This is a genomic window from Caballeronia eucalypticola (assembly GCF_047608185.1).
GTDB lineage: Bacteria > Pseudomonadota > Gammaproteobacteria > Burkholderiales > Burkholderiaceae > Caballeronia.
Genome location: NZ_JBLKRU010000038.1, coordinates 32,528 through 47,802 on the forward strand (window position 1 = coordinate 32,528; position 15,275 = coordinate 47,802).

Consider the following 15,275-nt stretch of genomic DNA (forward strand, 5'->3'; position numbering starts at 1 on the left):
AAGGTGGACGTCACGCCGCGAATCGTAACTCTGCAAGCAGCAGTGACCACGCGGCGTGGTCTGTTAGAGAGGATTACTTATCAAGCATGCTCTCACGCGTGCGTCAGATATTTCCGAGGAATCGCACCCCGGAACACGCGATCAAGCACAATTGCCAAAGCCACTATCGCGACACTGGCTCGCATTCCAAGGCCAAACTCCATACGCGAAAGGCCACGCGTAACTTCAGCGCCAAGACCACCCGCGCCTACGAGTCCAGCCAGCACAACCATGCCTAGCGAGAAAAGCACACACTGGTTTATGCCAACCAACAGGGTCGGCATCGCAGACGGCAACTCAATCTTCCAGAAAATCTCCCGCTTGCTCGCCCCTATTGCATTGCCAAGTTCAACACGGCTTTCAGGAATCTGGCTCATCGCCAGAATGGTGAGCCGGATCATCGGTGGGATACCGTACACAATCGTCGACAGGAGCGCAGGGACAACACCGAGGCCAAACAAAATAACTGCAGGCACAAGATAGACCCAAGGTGGGAGTGTCTGCATTACGTCGAGGACCGGACGAATGGCCGTCTGCAACCTTTGGCTTCGGGAAAGCAATACGCCGATCGGGATCCCGGCCAGAACGGAGAAGGTTACGGCCAAAACAATAACAGCGATCGTTTGAATCGTTGCATCCCACATGCTTAGCCCCAGGCACAGGCCGAGACCGGCTGCGCACAACACCGCGCCGCGCCAGCCGGCAACAAACAGAGAGATCAATGTGAGCGCACCAATCACGACCGCCGCAGGTCCCAGCGAAAGCAATTGCACAATGGCCGAGATGAGGCCATTGAGGAAAGTCGCAATCGCGACAAAACCGTCGTGATGGTTGACGTTCAGGTATGAAAGGATGGGAGCGACAACCGATCCTGGTGAGACTTGAAAGTTTTCCATCAGATGCGCTCCTTATCTCTTCCCTAGACGTTGCGAAAAGCGGTCGAGCACGATGGTCACGACAACAACCGCGATCCCGGCGTTCACGGCTTTCGCAATTTCAAGCGTGCGTACCGCGTCATAAATAGACTGACCCAAACCACCCGAGCCTGCAATCCCTGCGATGACGACCATGCCAAAGCTCAACATCAGGCTCTGATTGATACCCGCGAAGATCGACGTAAGTGCAAAGGGCACGCGGATCTTGAAAAGGTGATCAAACAGATTCATCCCGACCGCTGTTCCGAGCTCGCGGTACTGTATCGGCGTCATCCGTACGCCGTGTGCCGTAAGCCGAAGCGCTGGGGGAATAGTCACAATCCAGGTAGCCCACATTGCGGTTGCTGGCCCGTAACCAAGCAGCGCGATTCCGGGCAACAGGTAAATATACGGCGGCATCGTCTGGATGAAGTCGAGAACGACCTCTACTCCTTTAATCGTACGCGAAGTCAGTCCGAGGAGAATGCCGGCCGGGATTGCAATCACCAGCGCGAGCAATGTCGAACTGAATACTAAGGTGAGCGTGCTCATCGTTTCAGACCACAGCCCCATCGCCTGACAGAGCCACAAGCCCACCGCCGCAGTGACCGCGAAAGTGCGACTGATAAACCGCCACCCGCAAACGGCTGCGATCAAAACCAGCAAGCACCAAGGCACAAACATCAATCCTGCATTAATTCCCTTGAAAGTCCCGTTGAGGACGAAGCTCACGCCATTGAAGATCCCCGAGGCATTGTCTGTCAGCCAACCGAGGCTGTTATCCACCGCCCCATCGAAAACTCTCGTCATGGTTGTCATCGCATCCACCCTTAGTCAATTGGTTGCAAGGGCGCTCAGGCGCTCGGTTCTTACGTCGATACCACGGACAGCCTTCAAGATCGCTTCTCGTGTCACGGTTCCAATGACGCTGCCATGCTCGGTGATTGCAACCGATTCTGTGCCATTGGCAAGCGACAGGTCGATCATTTGCTCGAGATCTGCATTGATGTCAATACTCGCCAGACCTGTCGCGTCAGAAGCCGAACCCGCGCTTAGCGGCTGCATCACTGAATGCGCCTTCACCAATTTGAGTCGAGAAATCCCCTCCATAAAACTGGCAACATAGTCGTCAACGGGACTGAGCGCGATCTCTTCCGGCGTGCCGATCTGTACGATTTTTCCTTCGTGCATGATCGCGATGCGGTCGCCAATGCGGATCGCCTCTTCGATGTCGTGCGTGATAAAGATGGTTGTTTTATTCAGCTTCGTAGATAGCTGTTTGAATTCGATCTGCAACTGCTTGCGAGTCAGAGGGTCGAGCGCACTAAAGGGCTCGTCCATGAGAAGAAGATCAGGGTTTGCTGCGAGTGCCCTGGCAATGCCAACTCGTTGTTGCATGCCACCCGACAGCTCACGCGGATAGCGCTCTTCCCAACTGCCCAGCCCCACAGTGTCGAGTGCAGCTTGACTTTTTTGGCGACAATCTGCCGCCGACAATCCTTGGACTTCGAGTGGAAGCATGACGTTCTGGAGCACGGTCCGGTATGGCAACAGCGCAACCTGCTGAAAAACCATGCCGATGCTGCTAGAGCGTAGCTTTCTCAGCTCAGCGTAACCAAGCTTGCAGATATTTTTCCCGCGAACGATGACTTCACCACTCGTTGGCTCGATCAATCGGTTGAAGTGGCGAATCAACGTTGATTTTCCGCTTCCTGAAAGACCGATGATGCAGAACGTCTCTCCCTCGCCGACGGAGAAAGATGCGTTACTGACAGCCGCGACACAGCCGAATTTCTTCAACAGTGCTTCTTTGTCGTATTTCCCGCTTTTCGCAGCATCAAGAGCTGCGGCATTGGGACTTCCAAATACTTTCCAGACCTCGCGACATTCAACAACAGCGGTCCGATTGACGTGGGGGAGCTCGTTCATCATGTTCATACTTCCATCCGACAGTGAGAGGATGCAGACGAGAAGGGCCAGGCTTACGAGGCGATCACCTCGGTCGCCCAGCCCCTTCTGTCACTTGCTCGACAGCGTCGTCCATTTATCCACGAGTACGGAGTTCTGCTTGACCCAGTCATCCGCTGCTTGTTCCATCGTCTTGCCGTCTTTCACCGCCCCATTGATCTTGGTAATGTCATCAATCGGGATGTATTCGCTCGCCAAGATCTCTCTCACTCGCGGGTTAGCCACCGAGAATCCTTTTTTCGCGATGAAGTAGTAGGTCTGCGGAGGCGCAAAAACGTGCTTGGGGTCGTTCAGGTACTTGACCTTGAACTTCTGATCCATCCACGAGGGGGTCCAGAGCATAGTGACCAGCGGTTGCTTACGCTCAATCGACGATTGCAATTGCGCGACCATCGCTGCTGTACTCCCATCGACAAGCGTGTACTCGAGGCCGTATTGCTTGATGGCCTCTGCCGTCTCGCGCATCAACCCCGAGCCCGGTTCGATGCCAACGATTTTTCCACCTACTTGATCTTTAATAGAGTTGAGTTGGTCAAGCGAGTCAATAGGCATGTAGGCTGGGACCACAATGCCTTGGCGAAGGCCATGAGAAACTACTGAGATCTTTTCGAGCCGTTCTTTATTTTTTGTCCAGTAGTCCGACGCCGTATAGTTGATTTGAGAAATCAGGATATCAACATCCCCTCGGACGAGAGCGCTGTACGCGATTCCCCACTCTGAAAAGCTGGTGACCTGGACTTGATAACCTTCCTTCTCCAGTACTCGTTTAGTGATGAGCGACATCGGCATGAGATCCTCCCAGCCCATGGTACCAAGCTTGACGACCGTTTTTTCGGCGGCTCCAGCCGAGCACGCGAAACACAGTGCAACGACAAGCGATGCAAATCTCCAAAACTTACGCATGATGCTTACTCCTCATATAGAAAGCGTGTTTGTGATTCTTATTGCTTACTCGAACAGCGGAGCGAGGACTTCCTGCAGCGCCTTGTCAGTTTCGTTGCTCAAACCTTGAACAGGCCTTCGTACGCGACCAGTCCCGAATCCGCGCAGTTGCGATGCACGTAAGACCGAAGCGATGTAGGGATTCGTCCAGACGAACAGTAGCGAGGGCAGCATCTTCTGCCAAAGCGTAAATGCTTCGGCGTAGTTTTTTGCTTGAATGTGGTTGTAAAGCGCTACTGCCTCTTTAGGCATGTAATTCGCTGCGCCCCAGATCGCCCCTTTCGTCCCTGCCATGAAGGCATAGAGCGCGATCGTGTCGGCTCCATTGAGCACGTCGACAGAAGTCTGAATGTACTGCTGGTGGGTCGTCATATCGCCACCACTGTCCTTGATGTACGCGAAGTGCGGGAGCTCACCCAACCTCTTCAGCAACGAAACAGACACAGAGAAACCCGTTGCTTGGGGGATGTTATAGCCCACAATGTCAACATTCACCGATGCGTCGATTTCCTTGTAGAACTCGAACATGCCGTCGTCATCAGTCGGCCCTTCTAAATACGGCGGAAGAACCATGATCGCGTCCGCGCCGATTGATTCCGCGTGGCGCGATCGACGAATCACTTCGTCTACATTCAGTGCCGACGTTTGGCAAATTACGTTGCACCGGCCGTTGACTCGCTTGGCGCCGAGCTCATAAAGCTGGTTGCACTCCGCCTCGGTGAGATAGGGATGCTGCCCCGTACCCGCGCCGAAGACCAGGCCATGAACGCCTGCGTCGATGTACTTATCGACGAGCTCTTCAAACATGTTGAAGGCGATTGAACCGTCTTCGTTAAACGGGGTCTGCATTGCCAGGTTGATACCAGCCAGCTTAGACATTCTCGAACTCTCCTAAAAAATTCCGTGCTTAGACTTCAATCCCTGCTTCCTTGAAACGCTTCCCCGTTACATAGTTAACGCCTAACGAGGTGATGATCCTGGGGTACGCGCGCGACGGAGGCGTCTTGGTCTTCAAGATGTCGATCGATTTCGAGTTCAGCCCTGCCGCGAGCTCCGCGATCGCCTTGCCAAACGCAGTACCTCGAGAAACACCTGTTCCGTTGCAGAAGGCTGCGCCATATACGTTTTGTGCAAGCTCGGCCCAGACCATGCCGCCGTTTTGCGCGAGCGTGAGTAACCCTCCCCAACTCGCCTCGAACCCCATCGCCGAGAGGTCCGGCCAACGACGATCGAATGCGACTTGCTGCTGAATTCTCGCTTTCATGACGTCGTCGACCGTCGTCTTGAAGTGATTTGCGTACGAATAGACGTTGCGCAGAAAGATCCGGTTATCCGTGGTCCGGCGAACCGTTGTACCAAAACTATCAGCGGGAATCAGACCAAAAACCTTCGGCCCGCCAATCCGCTTGAGCTCAGCCTCGGTAAGCGGACGCGTCATGCTCGCGAACGTGTACACCGGAATGGCCGTGTTCTGATAGAAGCCGAAGTTCGTCAGATAGCCAGACGCGCAGATAATCACCTTCGCGGCTTTGATAACACCACTCGCCGTCTCGAAGACATGTTGCGAAGCGCCGAACTGTGCTGCAGAAATCGCCAAGTTCTCGTAAACCGAAACGTTCTTCGGAAGCGCTCGGGCCGCGTTCTTGAGGTATTTAGCCGGCTGAAGAAGGATAGTGCCCGGGTGGTGCAAGGCCTTGACGTAATGCTCGCTGCCGGTCAATTCACGCATCTCGTCGCGTTCGACCCAACGGTATTTCTGCCCCATCTTGTCCAACGCTTTGGAAAACTCGACAAGGTCGACAACGCCATGGTCGGTCGCAGCGCCATGGTATTTGCCTTGGGGATCCCAGTCACAGTCGACCCCCAGCTCTTCCACCGCCTTCTGCAAATAAGCATTGCCTTCGCGGTTCACATAGAGTTCGTCGCGGTTACCCTTCTCGTCTTCGACGAAGTCGTGCTTGCGTGGGTTATGCGCGAGGTCGATCGCAAAGCCCATGCAACGTCCAGATGCGTTGTTGCCGATACGGCCAGCGTCGACCAGGACGACCTTCGAATTAGGGCGCACCTCGGCGTAACGACGTGCAGCATGCAACCCCATCCAGCCTGCTCCAATAACCAGACAGTCGCATGTAACGTCACCAGGCAGTTGATTGACTGGCAGTTCTGGGCCGGACGCGAGATACCACCCCGATACAGTGGGCTCCGCTTGCGGCGGAGCAATCTCGACGCGCGTATGCAAGACTTTCGCGACCAACTTTCATCTCCTGAATGACGCTTTTGATTACCCCGACGAGCGTCCTGAAGCCCTTTGGCTTTATTGGGCGGTCGGTGCGCCACTGAAAACTGAGGCTAGGGAGGCACCGCGTGACCTCAACCTGTTTTTTGCCGGTGCGGACTTCCTTGCCCGACGCCAACGTATAGCGACTATAGAATTACCAAAAAATTGTTTCAATAAAAAATTTCACGTATTTTTTTGCATGAGTCAAAAGATTTGGGTAACTTTCAGCATGCTTGCAGATCGACCCGGCTCGTTTTGCTCACCTTCCGCCGCAGCGAACGCGTTCATAGCGAATCATCGAGGCTGGTTAAGGAGCCAAACAGCTATTCGCGGAACCGGTGGAAGCTTGCACAGCGCATAAGAGGAGCCACAAACAAGTGGCTCCGGTAAGACCGCTCGCCGACGGGTTAGAACTTATGCATGATCGCGGCGCGCACGAGCACCTGATTGCTGCTCGATGAAACATCCGCCGCACCTGGCACGTAGGCGAAGTCAAGCACCGAGCCGTTCTTGTCGCCGCCTGCATGCTGGTACGCCGCCTGCAAATAAACGTCTGTACGCTTGGACAGGAAGTAATCAAGCATTAGACCGCCTTGGTGATACACCGGATGTGACTTCGACGCCGTTGTGTCAAAGTTCGCGCGCGTGTAGGTGTACATCGCGCCGAGCGAGAATGACGGCGTGAAGTTGTACTTTCCGTTCACTTCGAAGTTCTGGAAGCGCAGTGACGTCAGCGTACCGACAGTTGGCGTAATTGCGCCAACGTAGCCCGAGCTGAGCGGCTGACCAACATAGGTATTGGTGTATGCCAATCCGAGGGTTGCAGCACCGACCGTGTAGTTCACGCCAGCGGCAATGATACGGAGCCGCTGAGCAACGAAATTCTCATCACCTCCATTATTGATTGCGCCAGTTGCCGTTGCAGATGGGTTATTCGCTTGCAGGTAGGCCGCAGTCACCAAAAGGCCGCCGAGTGTATATTGGGCGCCGATGCTGTACTGGCGGTTGTTCGCGAAGTTGGTGTCGTTACTGAAGCTGTACGTGCCCCCAAACTTCAGCCCAGCGATCGTTGGACTGGTGTATTTCACAGTATTGTTGACGCGAAACGTGTTTGTTGCGTTGTCGTTGTCATACGGGTGCGCAAAGATATATCCGCCCCAGTTGCCCGTGGCCGTGGTCTGCGCAAAGTAGTCGACCAGGGAGTCATATTGGCGACCGAGCGTCACGCTGCCGAAGTTGTCATTGACAATCCCGACATAAGCCTGGCGTCCAAAGCCAAGCCCCCCCTGCCCAAGCCTGCCCGTATTCACGTCGAAGCCGTTTTCAAGCTGGAAGGTGGCCTTGTACCCACCGCCGAGATCCTCCGTGCCCTTAATGCCCCATCTGCTACCGGCTAGGTATCCGCTCTCCAATTGGTAGGCCTTTTGACCCTTCGCGTTGTTCGTGTAATCGATACCCTCATCGATCAAACCGTACAACGTCACAGAACTCTGAGCCAGCGCAGGGACCGCGAACATCAACAGAACCGACGCGGCAATACAATTCTTTTTCATCGACTTTCTCCAATTCACCGTTGTTGGTCTTGTCTGCTAGCTCGTGCCTGTGCGCCTAAGACTGAGCGATCCCTCAAAGCCAGGGCCGTATAGCGCGTCCGCAGAGCACTCGGTACTGCAGCATGCAGACCTTAGTACAACTACACACTTGCTCCACTTTGTCGGTCGTGAAGACGTAGATCTCATCCACACATTCGTCTGACGTCATCCAATGAGCGGAAAATCAGTCCTTGTACGAGTCAGTAGCGTCACTATATGAATGTCAAAAAATACCTGCAATAAAAATTAACCCTATGTTTTTTTCTAAGTAAATATGTTGTCAGGATTTTTTGGATGTGCAGATAACCGAAGATTGATTTTTGTCGGTTCGACGCAAAGAGGTTTTGGCAGTCGGAAGTGGAGACGACAGGCGTGTCGAAGCCGCCGATTGATCTAATCAATGGCGACTACGTAGACATGTGAGTTGACCTGAAGAAAAACCTGTAGCGTGGTACGCGCCTTCGCAACTGAGGCGAAAGTAGATGGTCCTGTGCGTCTTCGCAAATTGGCAGACGGCGACTCGTATTACCTGAGGACGCCACGCACGACCGGCACGGACGTTAGTAGCCGACTTTGTACACTCGGCCCGTCTCTGGTCCTTCAATACTCCGCAAATACGCGAGACCAACGCTTTTCGAGCTGACCGGTTCGAACCCGCAGAAATAGGACCCAAACACCGGAACAGATTCCTCGAGAATAGTGGGACTGACTAGATTGATGCGAATGCCGCGGGGCAAGTCGACCGAAGCACCCATCACGAATCCCTCGAGCGCAAGGTTCACGCATGATGCGTTTGTGCCCTCTCGAACGGGTTCGTGTGCACTGATTCCACTGGTGAGGGTGAACGAGCCGCCATCATTCATCCAGACCAAGCCTGCAAGGACCACATTCACTTGCCCCATCAATTTGTCACGCAAACCCAACCCGAATTGCTCCGCGGACGTGTCTTGTAAGGCACCAAAATGAACTCTGCCGGTTGTAGCAACGACACCATCCACCTTCCCAATCTGCTCAAACAGACCGCGTACGCTTGTAATGTCATTGGAGTCGACTCTAAGCGAACCACGCGTCGATCCAACTTCGATCACTTCGTGACGATCGCGCAACGCCGCCGCTGCAGCCTGCCCGATCGTTCCTGTCGCGCCAATCACAACAATCTTGCTCATCCCTTCTCCAAATAAAATCGATCTCTACACAACCATCGATATTCGACGGTTGGCATGAAAGGGCGGCGCAACTAGGTGATGGTTACGGAATCAAATGGTTTAATACGTCGGCGGCGATATCACCCAAACGACGATTGCATCGACGTGACCGCGGTTAGCCCACCGAAATTCTTCGCGAGCGATTCGAAAGCTATCGCCTGTCGAGACTTCGAAGTGGTTACCACCGATCCAGATGTTGAGTTCCCCCTTCACCACGTACCCTTCTTCCTCGGTATCGCGTAGCGCAGCCTCAGGAAGTGACGCTCCTGCAGCGAACGTACTGAGGAACGTCTCAAAGGCTCCGCCAATGTTTGGCGACAGCAACTCCTCGACTAGCCCATCGGTGGCACTGCCTAAGCGGCGCCTACCTGCAGCTCGAACAACGCGCCCAACCTCAGCAGTCGGCTTCGTTTCCGATACAAAGAACCATCCCAACGGTACGCCCAGTGTCTGCGCGACCCGTCGCAAGTCAGAGATTGACATTTCCGCGTTGCCCCGCTCCAGTTGGCTGATGAAGCTAATCGATCGCCCCGTCGCGAGCGCTATCTCGGCCAGTGTTTTCGATCGAGCCTTGCGCAACTTACGAATTTCGGCGCCGAGCGCCGTTCTATCAAACGCGATGTCGTCCGTCGCGCTAAAGTCGACGTTGTCACGTGCGAGCTGAACCATTTCCATCCCCGCCCCGGATTAAGGAAAAAAACATTCCGAAAATTTACCACAAAAAAAAATAGAGGTGTTTTTCGATGTTGGAAAATTCTTTCCGCATTTTCCGGCGATCGTAATGGCAATCCATTACGATCGATGACAAACGTCCCAGCAGCAAAGAAGCAGAAGTTGCCACGCCAATTTTTTCCGTATCGGCTTACCTTTAATAGTCGAAGGGCAACTAGCCAGCGACCCCGGTGTCCGATCAACCAGCGAACCGAGGGCGTGCCAACAACAGGCGTAACTACTTGGAACCAAGTCCCGAAGTCAGTTCAGGCACCACTTCGAAAAGATCTCCCACGAAACCGACATCAGCAACTTGGAAGATCGGGGCGTCCGGATCTTTGTTGATCGCAACAATCGTTTTCGAATCCTTCATCCCGGCGAGATGTTGGATCGCACCGGAGATCCCAACCGCGACGTAAAGGTCTGGGGCGACTACTTTGCCTGTTTGCCCCACCTGCCAATCGCTTGGTGCATAGCCCGCATCAACTGCTGCGCGCGAAGCACCAACGGCCGCGTTCACCTGATCCGCGAGCGTCGTGAGCGATGCAAATGCTTCTTTCGAACCCAGCCCTCGACCACCGGAGATAACCACGGACGCAGTGGTCAGTTCCGGCCGATCAGTGGTCGTCACGTTGTTCCGAACAAACTTGGTCCTAGTGAAATTGCCCGAATATTGCAGATCGAAGATGGGCGCGACTTCACCACCATCAACGACCGGAGCAAATTTAGACGTTCGTACGGTAATGACCTTGATCGGGTCGCTCGACCGAACAACCGCGATTGCGTTTCCGGCATAGATGGGACGTTCGAACGTGTCGCCAGACACAACTGCTGAAATCTCAGATACCTGAGCGACGTCGAGCATCGCTGCGACTCGTGGCATGACGTTTTTTCCAGTCGTCGTAGCTGGCGCGACGACGTGACGGTAATCGGCAGCGAGCGACGCTACGAGAGGTGCTACGTTTTCTGGAATCTGATGCGCAAGCGAGCCTGCCTGAGCAACCAGAACCTTTGTTACGCCGTCGAGACGCGCTGCCTCTTCCGCAACTTTGCGGCAATTCTCCCCGCAAATAAGAACATCGACAGCACCGGCCATCTCAAGCGCAGCCGTAACCGCATTTCGCGTAGCTGCGCCGAGTACACCATTTTCGTGATCTGCCAGAACCAGTGCTGCCATTTCAGCGTGCCTCCATTGCGTTTTGCATTGCCGCCTTCAATTCCTGAACCGTTGCCACTTTTTTGCCGGCCTGTCGCTGAATCGGCGGCCGCACCTCGATGATAGTAAGTCGTGGAGTCACGTCGACACCGAGCGACTCAGCGGAGATCGCATCAAGCAGCTTTTTCTTTGCCTTCATAATGTTTGGAAGCGAAGCGTGCCGTGGATCGTTCAGGCGCAGATCGACAGTAGCGACTGCTGGCATCTGCAGCACAAGTTCCTGGGTGCCGGCATCGACTTCGCGTGTGATGTGCAGTTCCTCTCCCTCTATCACGAGGCTTGAGACGAAGGTTGCCTGCGGCCACTCCAGCAATCCGGCGAGCATTTGGCCCGTCTGATTGCTGTCGTCATCGATGGCTTGCTTGCCGAGGAGCACCAACGTTGGCTCTTCTTTGCGCACGACGGCTTGCAGTAATTTTGCTACGGCGAGCGGCTCAACGCTGACATCAGTGAGAATATGAACGGCTCTGTCGGCTCCGATAGCGAGAGCCGTGCGAAGCGTTTCGACGACCTTGTCGGATCCGATGGAAACGACGACTACCTCAGTTGCCTGACCGCATTCCTTCAGCCGAACCGCTTGTTCGACAGCAACTTCATCGAAAGGGTTGATCGCCATCTTGAGATTCGCGATGTCAACACCTGAATGGTCAGAATTCACCCGAACGTTCACGTTCGGATCGACCACCCGCTTTACCGCAACCAAAATTTTCATCGTGAGTCCTTCTCCATATACATCGCGTTACAAGCGTTATTCGATCGGTCAGCTCTTGATGCGTACATTCTTCGAATCGTAGAAGCCTGCTAGGCTTGCTTTCGCTGGCACTTTTTCCCAAGCAACTTCAATCTCGAACTTGCTCTGTGCAAGCCAGTCGGACGTCACGCCATCGGGATTGTTGACGTAACCCATGCCAAGCGATGCGTCAACACGATGACCGTACATACCAGAAGTAATCGAACCGACGATCTTGCCGTCGCACCAGATTGGTTCCTCGTGATACAGCAGCTTGGTGGGATCCTCGAGCTGGAACTGCACCATGCGGCGAGTTAGCGGACTAGCTGCTTTGGCCTCTTTCAATGCCTCCAGCCCAATGAAACCACCCGCTTTTTCCCAGGCTACACAAAATCCGAGTCCGGCTTCGAGAGGGTTGTCCTCAATAGTCAGGTCGTGGCCCCAATGCCGATAGCCCTTCTCCGTCCGGCAACTGTTCATCGCGTGGTAACCAGCAAGACGCAATCCGAACTGCTCTCCTTCTTTGGTCAGAAGTTCATAGACATGCAGCGCAAACTCGACCGGCACATACAGTTCCCAGCCAAGTTCACCGACGAAGGTGATGCGGCTTGCACGAACTCGCGCGTAGCCGATCTCAAGCTCGCGCGAAGTTGCGAACGGGAAGCTTTCATTCGAGAGATCGGTGCCCGAAACCTTCTCGAGCAATGCTCGGGAGTTCGGTCCCATAACGCCGAATACGGCGAGGCTGGAGGAAATGTCCGTAGCGATGCAATTCGCATCACTCGGGATATTGCGTTCGAGCCAAGAGAAATCACGCGTCTGTGTTGCGCCGGCCGTGACAACAAGATAGGAACTTGGGCCGATTCGCGTGATCGTCAGATCTGCTTCGATACCGCCTGTCTCATTGAGCCACTGCGTGTACACCATCTTCCCAACAGGAACGTCAACATCCGAAACGGAGACCCAATTGAGTGCACGAGCAGCGTCGGGTCCTTGCACAAGAAATTTGGCGAACGAGGTCTGATCGAACAGCCCGACCGAGTCCCGGACTGCGCGGCATTCCTCGGCTGAGTTCTCAAACCAGTTTTGACGGCCCCAGGCGTATTCGTACTCCGGTTCCTGACCAGGCTTCGCGTACCAATTCGCGCGCTCCCACCCCGACACTTCACCCATCACTGCGCCGGCGGCAACAAGCCGATCATGAAGCGGAGACCGGCGCGCACCGCGGGCCGTTTCAAACTGGCGGAACGGCCAATGCGGCGCATACAGGAGACCAAGGCTTTCTACAGTGCGGTCATGCAAATAGGTCTTCGTACCTTGGAACGGATGCATTCTTCGCACATCGACGTCGGACAGATCCAGCGGCGGACGACGGTCGCGGATCCATTCAGCGAGCGCCTTGCCTGCACCGCCCGAACTCTGAATTCCGATCGAGTTGAAGCCGCATGCCACGAACAAGTCTTTCACCTCCGCCGTTTCTCCCAAGAGATACCGATCGTCGGGCGTAAAACTTTCCGGGCCGTTGAAAAACGTCTTAATACCTGTGGTCTCGAGGATCGGAACACGGTTGGCGGCGTCTATAAGGATCGGTTCGAAGTGGTCAAAATCGTCGGGAAGAGAGTCGAAGTAGAAATCTTCCGAGATGCCTTTCATGCCCCACGGCTTCGCAACCGGCTCGAACGCGCCCAGAAGGATCTTGCCCGCGTCTTCCTTGTAGTAAGCGCACTCGTCGGGTACACGCAGCACCGGCAGATTACCGGGCAACCCTGAGACCGACTCCGTGACGATGTAGAAATGCTCTGCCGCGTGCAAAGGCAACGACACGCCGACTTGTGCGGCAAGTTCTCGCGACCACATGCCCGCAGCGATCACCACGGTGTTTGCCTTGATGACACCCTCTGCCGTTTGCACGCCAACAGCACGTCCGTTCTCCACGAGCAGCTTTTCCACCTTCTGGTTCTCGAGCACCTTGGCGCCGCGCATCCGTGCGCCCTTCGCAAATGCTTGCGTGATGTCGGTTGGATTAGCTTGTCCGTCCTTGGGCAGAAAAACTCCGCCAACGACACCGTCCAGATTAAGCATCGGCCAGAGCCCCTTGATATCTGATGGACCAATCACTTGGACTTCGAGACCAAAGTTTTTCGCCATCGAGGCACCGCGCTTTAGCTCTTCAAAGCGGCCTTCGTTGAGCGCGAGGCCGATGGAACCGTTTTGTTTGAACCCGGTGGCTTGTCCCGTTTCTCGCTCAAGCTCATACAAAAGCTCAGAGGTGTACTTCGCTAGCTCCGTCATTTGTCGACTATTACGCAGTTGTCCAATCAATCCTGCTGCATGCCACGTCGTCCCACACGTCAGTTGCTTCCGCTCCAGAAGAGTGACGTCGGTGATGCCCAGCTTGGTCAAGTGGTAGGCAATCGAGCATCCGACGATGCCGCCGCCAACAATCACTACGTCTGCGTGAGCAGGAACCTTGTTCGTCATTTCAATAGACCTTTTTGAGGTGCGTTTCTTTGGAATCACCCAACCGGCGGCTCGCTGGATGGAATGAACGCCCCGTCACGGTCAGACCCTGACCTCGATGTAGCCCGATGTTGGGATGGAGAGGCTCTCGCAAAAAACCGCTGGGGTCACACCTGCCGGTTTGTGGGATAAAATATATTATCGCAAAATTATTCTTGCAACAAAAAAATAGTCGTTGTATTTTTTCCTTTGTGCAAAACTCGGCGGCGTCTAGCCCCCGCGCTTTATCTTGTTTCCCTCTCAGGACTAACCCGATGTCCCAATTGAATAATGCGGCGCCCCCGCAAACTGCACGTTCGTACGTTCTCAAAGTCACATGCCGTGGTAAGCGCGGCATCGTTGCAGCCATTGGAAATTTCCTTGCAGACCGTGGTTGCAACATCCTCGAGATGGCGCAGTTCGACGACGAAAACCACGGAAAATACTTTTCGCGAGTTGTATTTCGAGCAGACACGGACCCGGCGCCGACGCTGGACGAGCTGCGCAGTGCATTCAAGGCAACCGCCTCGGCGTTCGGGATGCAGTGGGAAATGAGAGCCACGGACGAACGCGCTCGCGTTTTGATCATGGTCTCAAAGTTTGATCACTGCTTAGAGGACCTTTTGTACCGCCAGCGCATGGGCGAGATGCCGATGATTGTTACGGCAGTCGTATCAAACCATGAGCATTTGCGACCTCTGGTCGAGCGGCACGACATCCCCTTCCACGTTCTCCCAGTCGACCCAGAGAACAAACGCGCTCAAGAGGAAAAGCTGTTGAAGATCGTCGCCGACACCAACAGCGAACTGGTGGTCTTAGCTCGCTATATGCAGGTGCTCTCGAATGAACTGTGTCGGGACCTTTCGGGCAGAGCAATCAACATCCATCACTCCTTTCTGCCGGGCTTTAAAGGCGCGAAGCCATACCATCAGGCGTTTGAACGTGGCGTTAAGCTGATAGGAGCGACAGCGCACTACGTCACAGGCGACCTGGACGAAGGTCCAATTATCGAGCAGGTGGTGGAACGTGTTGATCATAAGTTCCGCCCCGAGCAGCTTGTCGCTGCGGGGCGCGACTCTGAAAAACTCGCGCTCGCACGGGCCGTCAGATATCACATCGAAAGCCGCGTGTTCCTCGACGGCAACAAAACAGTCGTTTTTAAGTAACGTCTTTTGTTCTTC

Annotated in this window: 13 protein-coding genes; 1 reads left to right on the top strand and 12 read right to left on the bottom strand. The window is 54.6% G+C overall.

Annotated features, from left to right (window positions below; all coding sequences use genetic code 11):
• Positions 1–92 precede the first annotated feature (92 nt).
• From ACMX25_RS30965 to ACMX25_RS31020, 12 genes are all read right to left on the bottom strand, one after another.
• Positions 93–935 (bottom strand): ABC transporter permease, encoded by an 843-nt coding sequence (locus tag ACMX25_RS30965; protein WP_414953723.1) that lies wholly within the window; start codon positions 933–935, stop codon positions 93–95.
• A gap of 12 nt (positions 936–947) precedes the next feature.
• The gene (locus ACMX25_RS30970) at positions 948–1,772 is read right to left on the bottom strand and encodes an ABC transporter permease (RefSeq protein ID WP_414953724.1); all 825 of its coding nucleotides are present in this window, start codon (positions 1,770–1,772) and stop codon (positions 948–950) included.
• A gap of 15 nt (positions 1,773–1,787) precedes the next feature.
• Positions 1,788–2,891 carry a quaternary amine ABC transporter ATP-binding protein gene (locus tag ACMX25_RS30975; RefSeq protein ID WP_414953725.1) on the bottom strand — a complete coding sequence of 368 codons (1,104 nt, stop codon included), beginning with the start codon at positions 2,889–2,891 and terminating at the stop codon, positions 1,788–1,790.
• 81 nt (positions 2,892–2,972) lie between these two features.
• Positions 2,973–3,824, bottom strand: coding sequence for a glycine betaine ABC transporter substrate-binding protein (locus ACMX25_RS30980; protein ID WP_414953726.1), 852 nt, complete (start codon positions 3,822–3,824; stop codon positions 2,973–2,975).
• 45 nt (positions 3,825–3,869) lie between these two features.
• Entirely contained in the window at positions 3,870–4,742 is an 873-nt protein-coding gene (locus tag ACMX25_RS30985; RefSeq protein WP_414953727.1) for a dihydrodipicolinate synthase family protein, read from the bottom strand.
• Positions 4,743–4,770: 28 nt separating this feature from the next.
• Positions 4,771–6,117 (bottom strand): NAD(P)/FAD-dependent oxidoreductase, encoded by a 1,347-nt coding sequence (locus tag ACMX25_RS30990; protein WP_414953728.1) that lies wholly within the window; start codon positions 6,115–6,117, stop codon positions 4,771–4,773.
• A gap of 431 nt (positions 6,118–6,548) precedes the next feature.
• Positions 6,549–7,694: a porin gene (locus ACMX25_RS30995; protein ID WP_414953729.1), complete on the bottom strand. Its 1,146-nt coding sequence runs from the start codon at positions 7,692–7,694 to the stop codon at positions 6,549–6,551.
• A gap of 599 nt (positions 7,695–8,293) precedes the next feature.
• A complete protein-coding gene (locus ACMX25_RS31000) occupies positions 8,294–8,899 on the bottom strand; it encodes a short chain dehydrogenase (RefSeq protein WP_414953730.1) in 606 nt (201 codons plus the stop codon).
• 99 nt (positions 8,900–8,998) lie between these two features.
• Complete coding sequence (locus tag ACMX25_RS31005) at positions 8,999–9,607, bottom strand: helix-turn-helix domain-containing protein (RefSeq protein WP_414953731.1); 609 nt, start codon at positions 9,605–9,607, stop codon at positions 8,999–9,001.
• Between the two features lie 280 nt (positions 9,608–9,887).
• Positions 9,888–10,826 carry an electron transfer flavoprotein subunit alpha/FixB family protein gene (locus ACMX25_RS31010; protein ID WP_414953732.1) on the bottom strand — a complete coding sequence of 313 codons (939 nt, stop codon included), beginning with the start codon at positions 10,824–10,826 and terminating at the stop codon, positions 9,888–9,890.
• Position 10,827: 1 nt separating this feature from the next.
• A complete protein-coding gene (locus ACMX25_RS31015; RefSeq protein ID WP_414953733.1) occupies positions 10,828–11,577 on the bottom strand; it encodes an electron transfer flavoprotein subunit beta/FixA family protein in 750 nt (249 codons plus the stop codon).
• Positions 11,578–11,625: 48 nt separating this feature from the next.
• Entirely contained in the window at positions 11,626–14,115 is a 2,490-nt protein-coding gene (locus ACMX25_RS31020) for a GcvT family protein (protein ID WP_462686302.1), read from the bottom strand.
• A 254-nt stretch (positions 14,116–14,369) separates the two neighbouring features.
• On the opposite strand from ACMX25_RS31020, the gene purU reads away from it, so the two are divergent.
• On the top strand, positions 14,370–15,260 hold the full coding sequence (gene purU / locus ACMX25_RS31025) for a formyltetrahydrofolate deformylase (protein WP_414953734.1): 891 nt from the start codon (positions 14,370–14,372) through the stop codon (positions 15,258–15,260).
• The last annotated feature ends 15 nt before the right edge of the window (positions 15,261–15,275 follow it).

Bases quoted from the DNA above. Each gene is read 5' to 3' on its own strand.
- ACMX25_RS31015 (WP_414953733.1), bottom strand. From the start codon at position 11,577: ATGAAAATTTTGGTTGCGGTAAAGCGGGTGGTCGATCCGAACGTGAAC.
- purU (WP_414953734.1), top strand. From the start codon at position 14,370: ATGTCCCAATTGAATAATGCGGCGCCCCCGCAAACTGCACGTTCGTAC.
- ACMX25_RS30970 (WP_414953724.1), bottom strand. From the start codon at position 1,772: ATGACAACCATGACGAGAGTTTTCGATGGGGCGGTGGATAACAGCCTC.
- ACMX25_RS31005 (WP_414953731.1), bottom strand. From the start codon at position 9,607: ATGGTTCAGCTCGCACGTGACAACGTCGACTTTAGCGCGACGGACGAC.
- ACMX25_RS30985 (WP_414953727.1), bottom strand. From the start codon at position 4,742: ATGTCTAAGCTGGCTGGTATCAACCTGGCAATGCAGACCCCGTTTAAC.
- ACMX25_RS30965 (WP_414953723.1), bottom strand. From the start codon at position 935: ATGGAAAACTTTCAAGTCTCACCAGGATCGGTTGTCGCTCCCATCCTT.
- ACMX25_RS31010 (WP_414953732.1), bottom strand. From the start codon at position 10,826: ATGGCAGCACTGGTTCTGGCAGATCACGAAAATGGTGTACTCGGCGCA.
- ACMX25_RS30980 (WP_414953726.1), bottom strand. From the start codon at position 3,824: ATGCGTAAGTTTTGGAGATTTGCATCGCTTGTCGTTGCACTGTGTTTC.
- ACMX25_RS30975 (WP_414953725.1), bottom strand. From the start codon at position 2,891: ATGAACATGATGAACGAGCTCCCCCACGTCAATCGGACCGCTGTTGTT.
- ACMX25_RS31000 (WP_414953730.1), bottom strand. From the start codon at position 8,899: ATGAGCAAGATTGTTGTGATTGGCGCGACAGGAACGATCGGGCAGGCT.
- ACMX25_RS30995 (WP_414953729.1), bottom strand. From the start codon at position 7,694: ATGAAAAAGAATTGTATTGCCGCGTCGGTTCTGTTGATGTTCGCGGTC.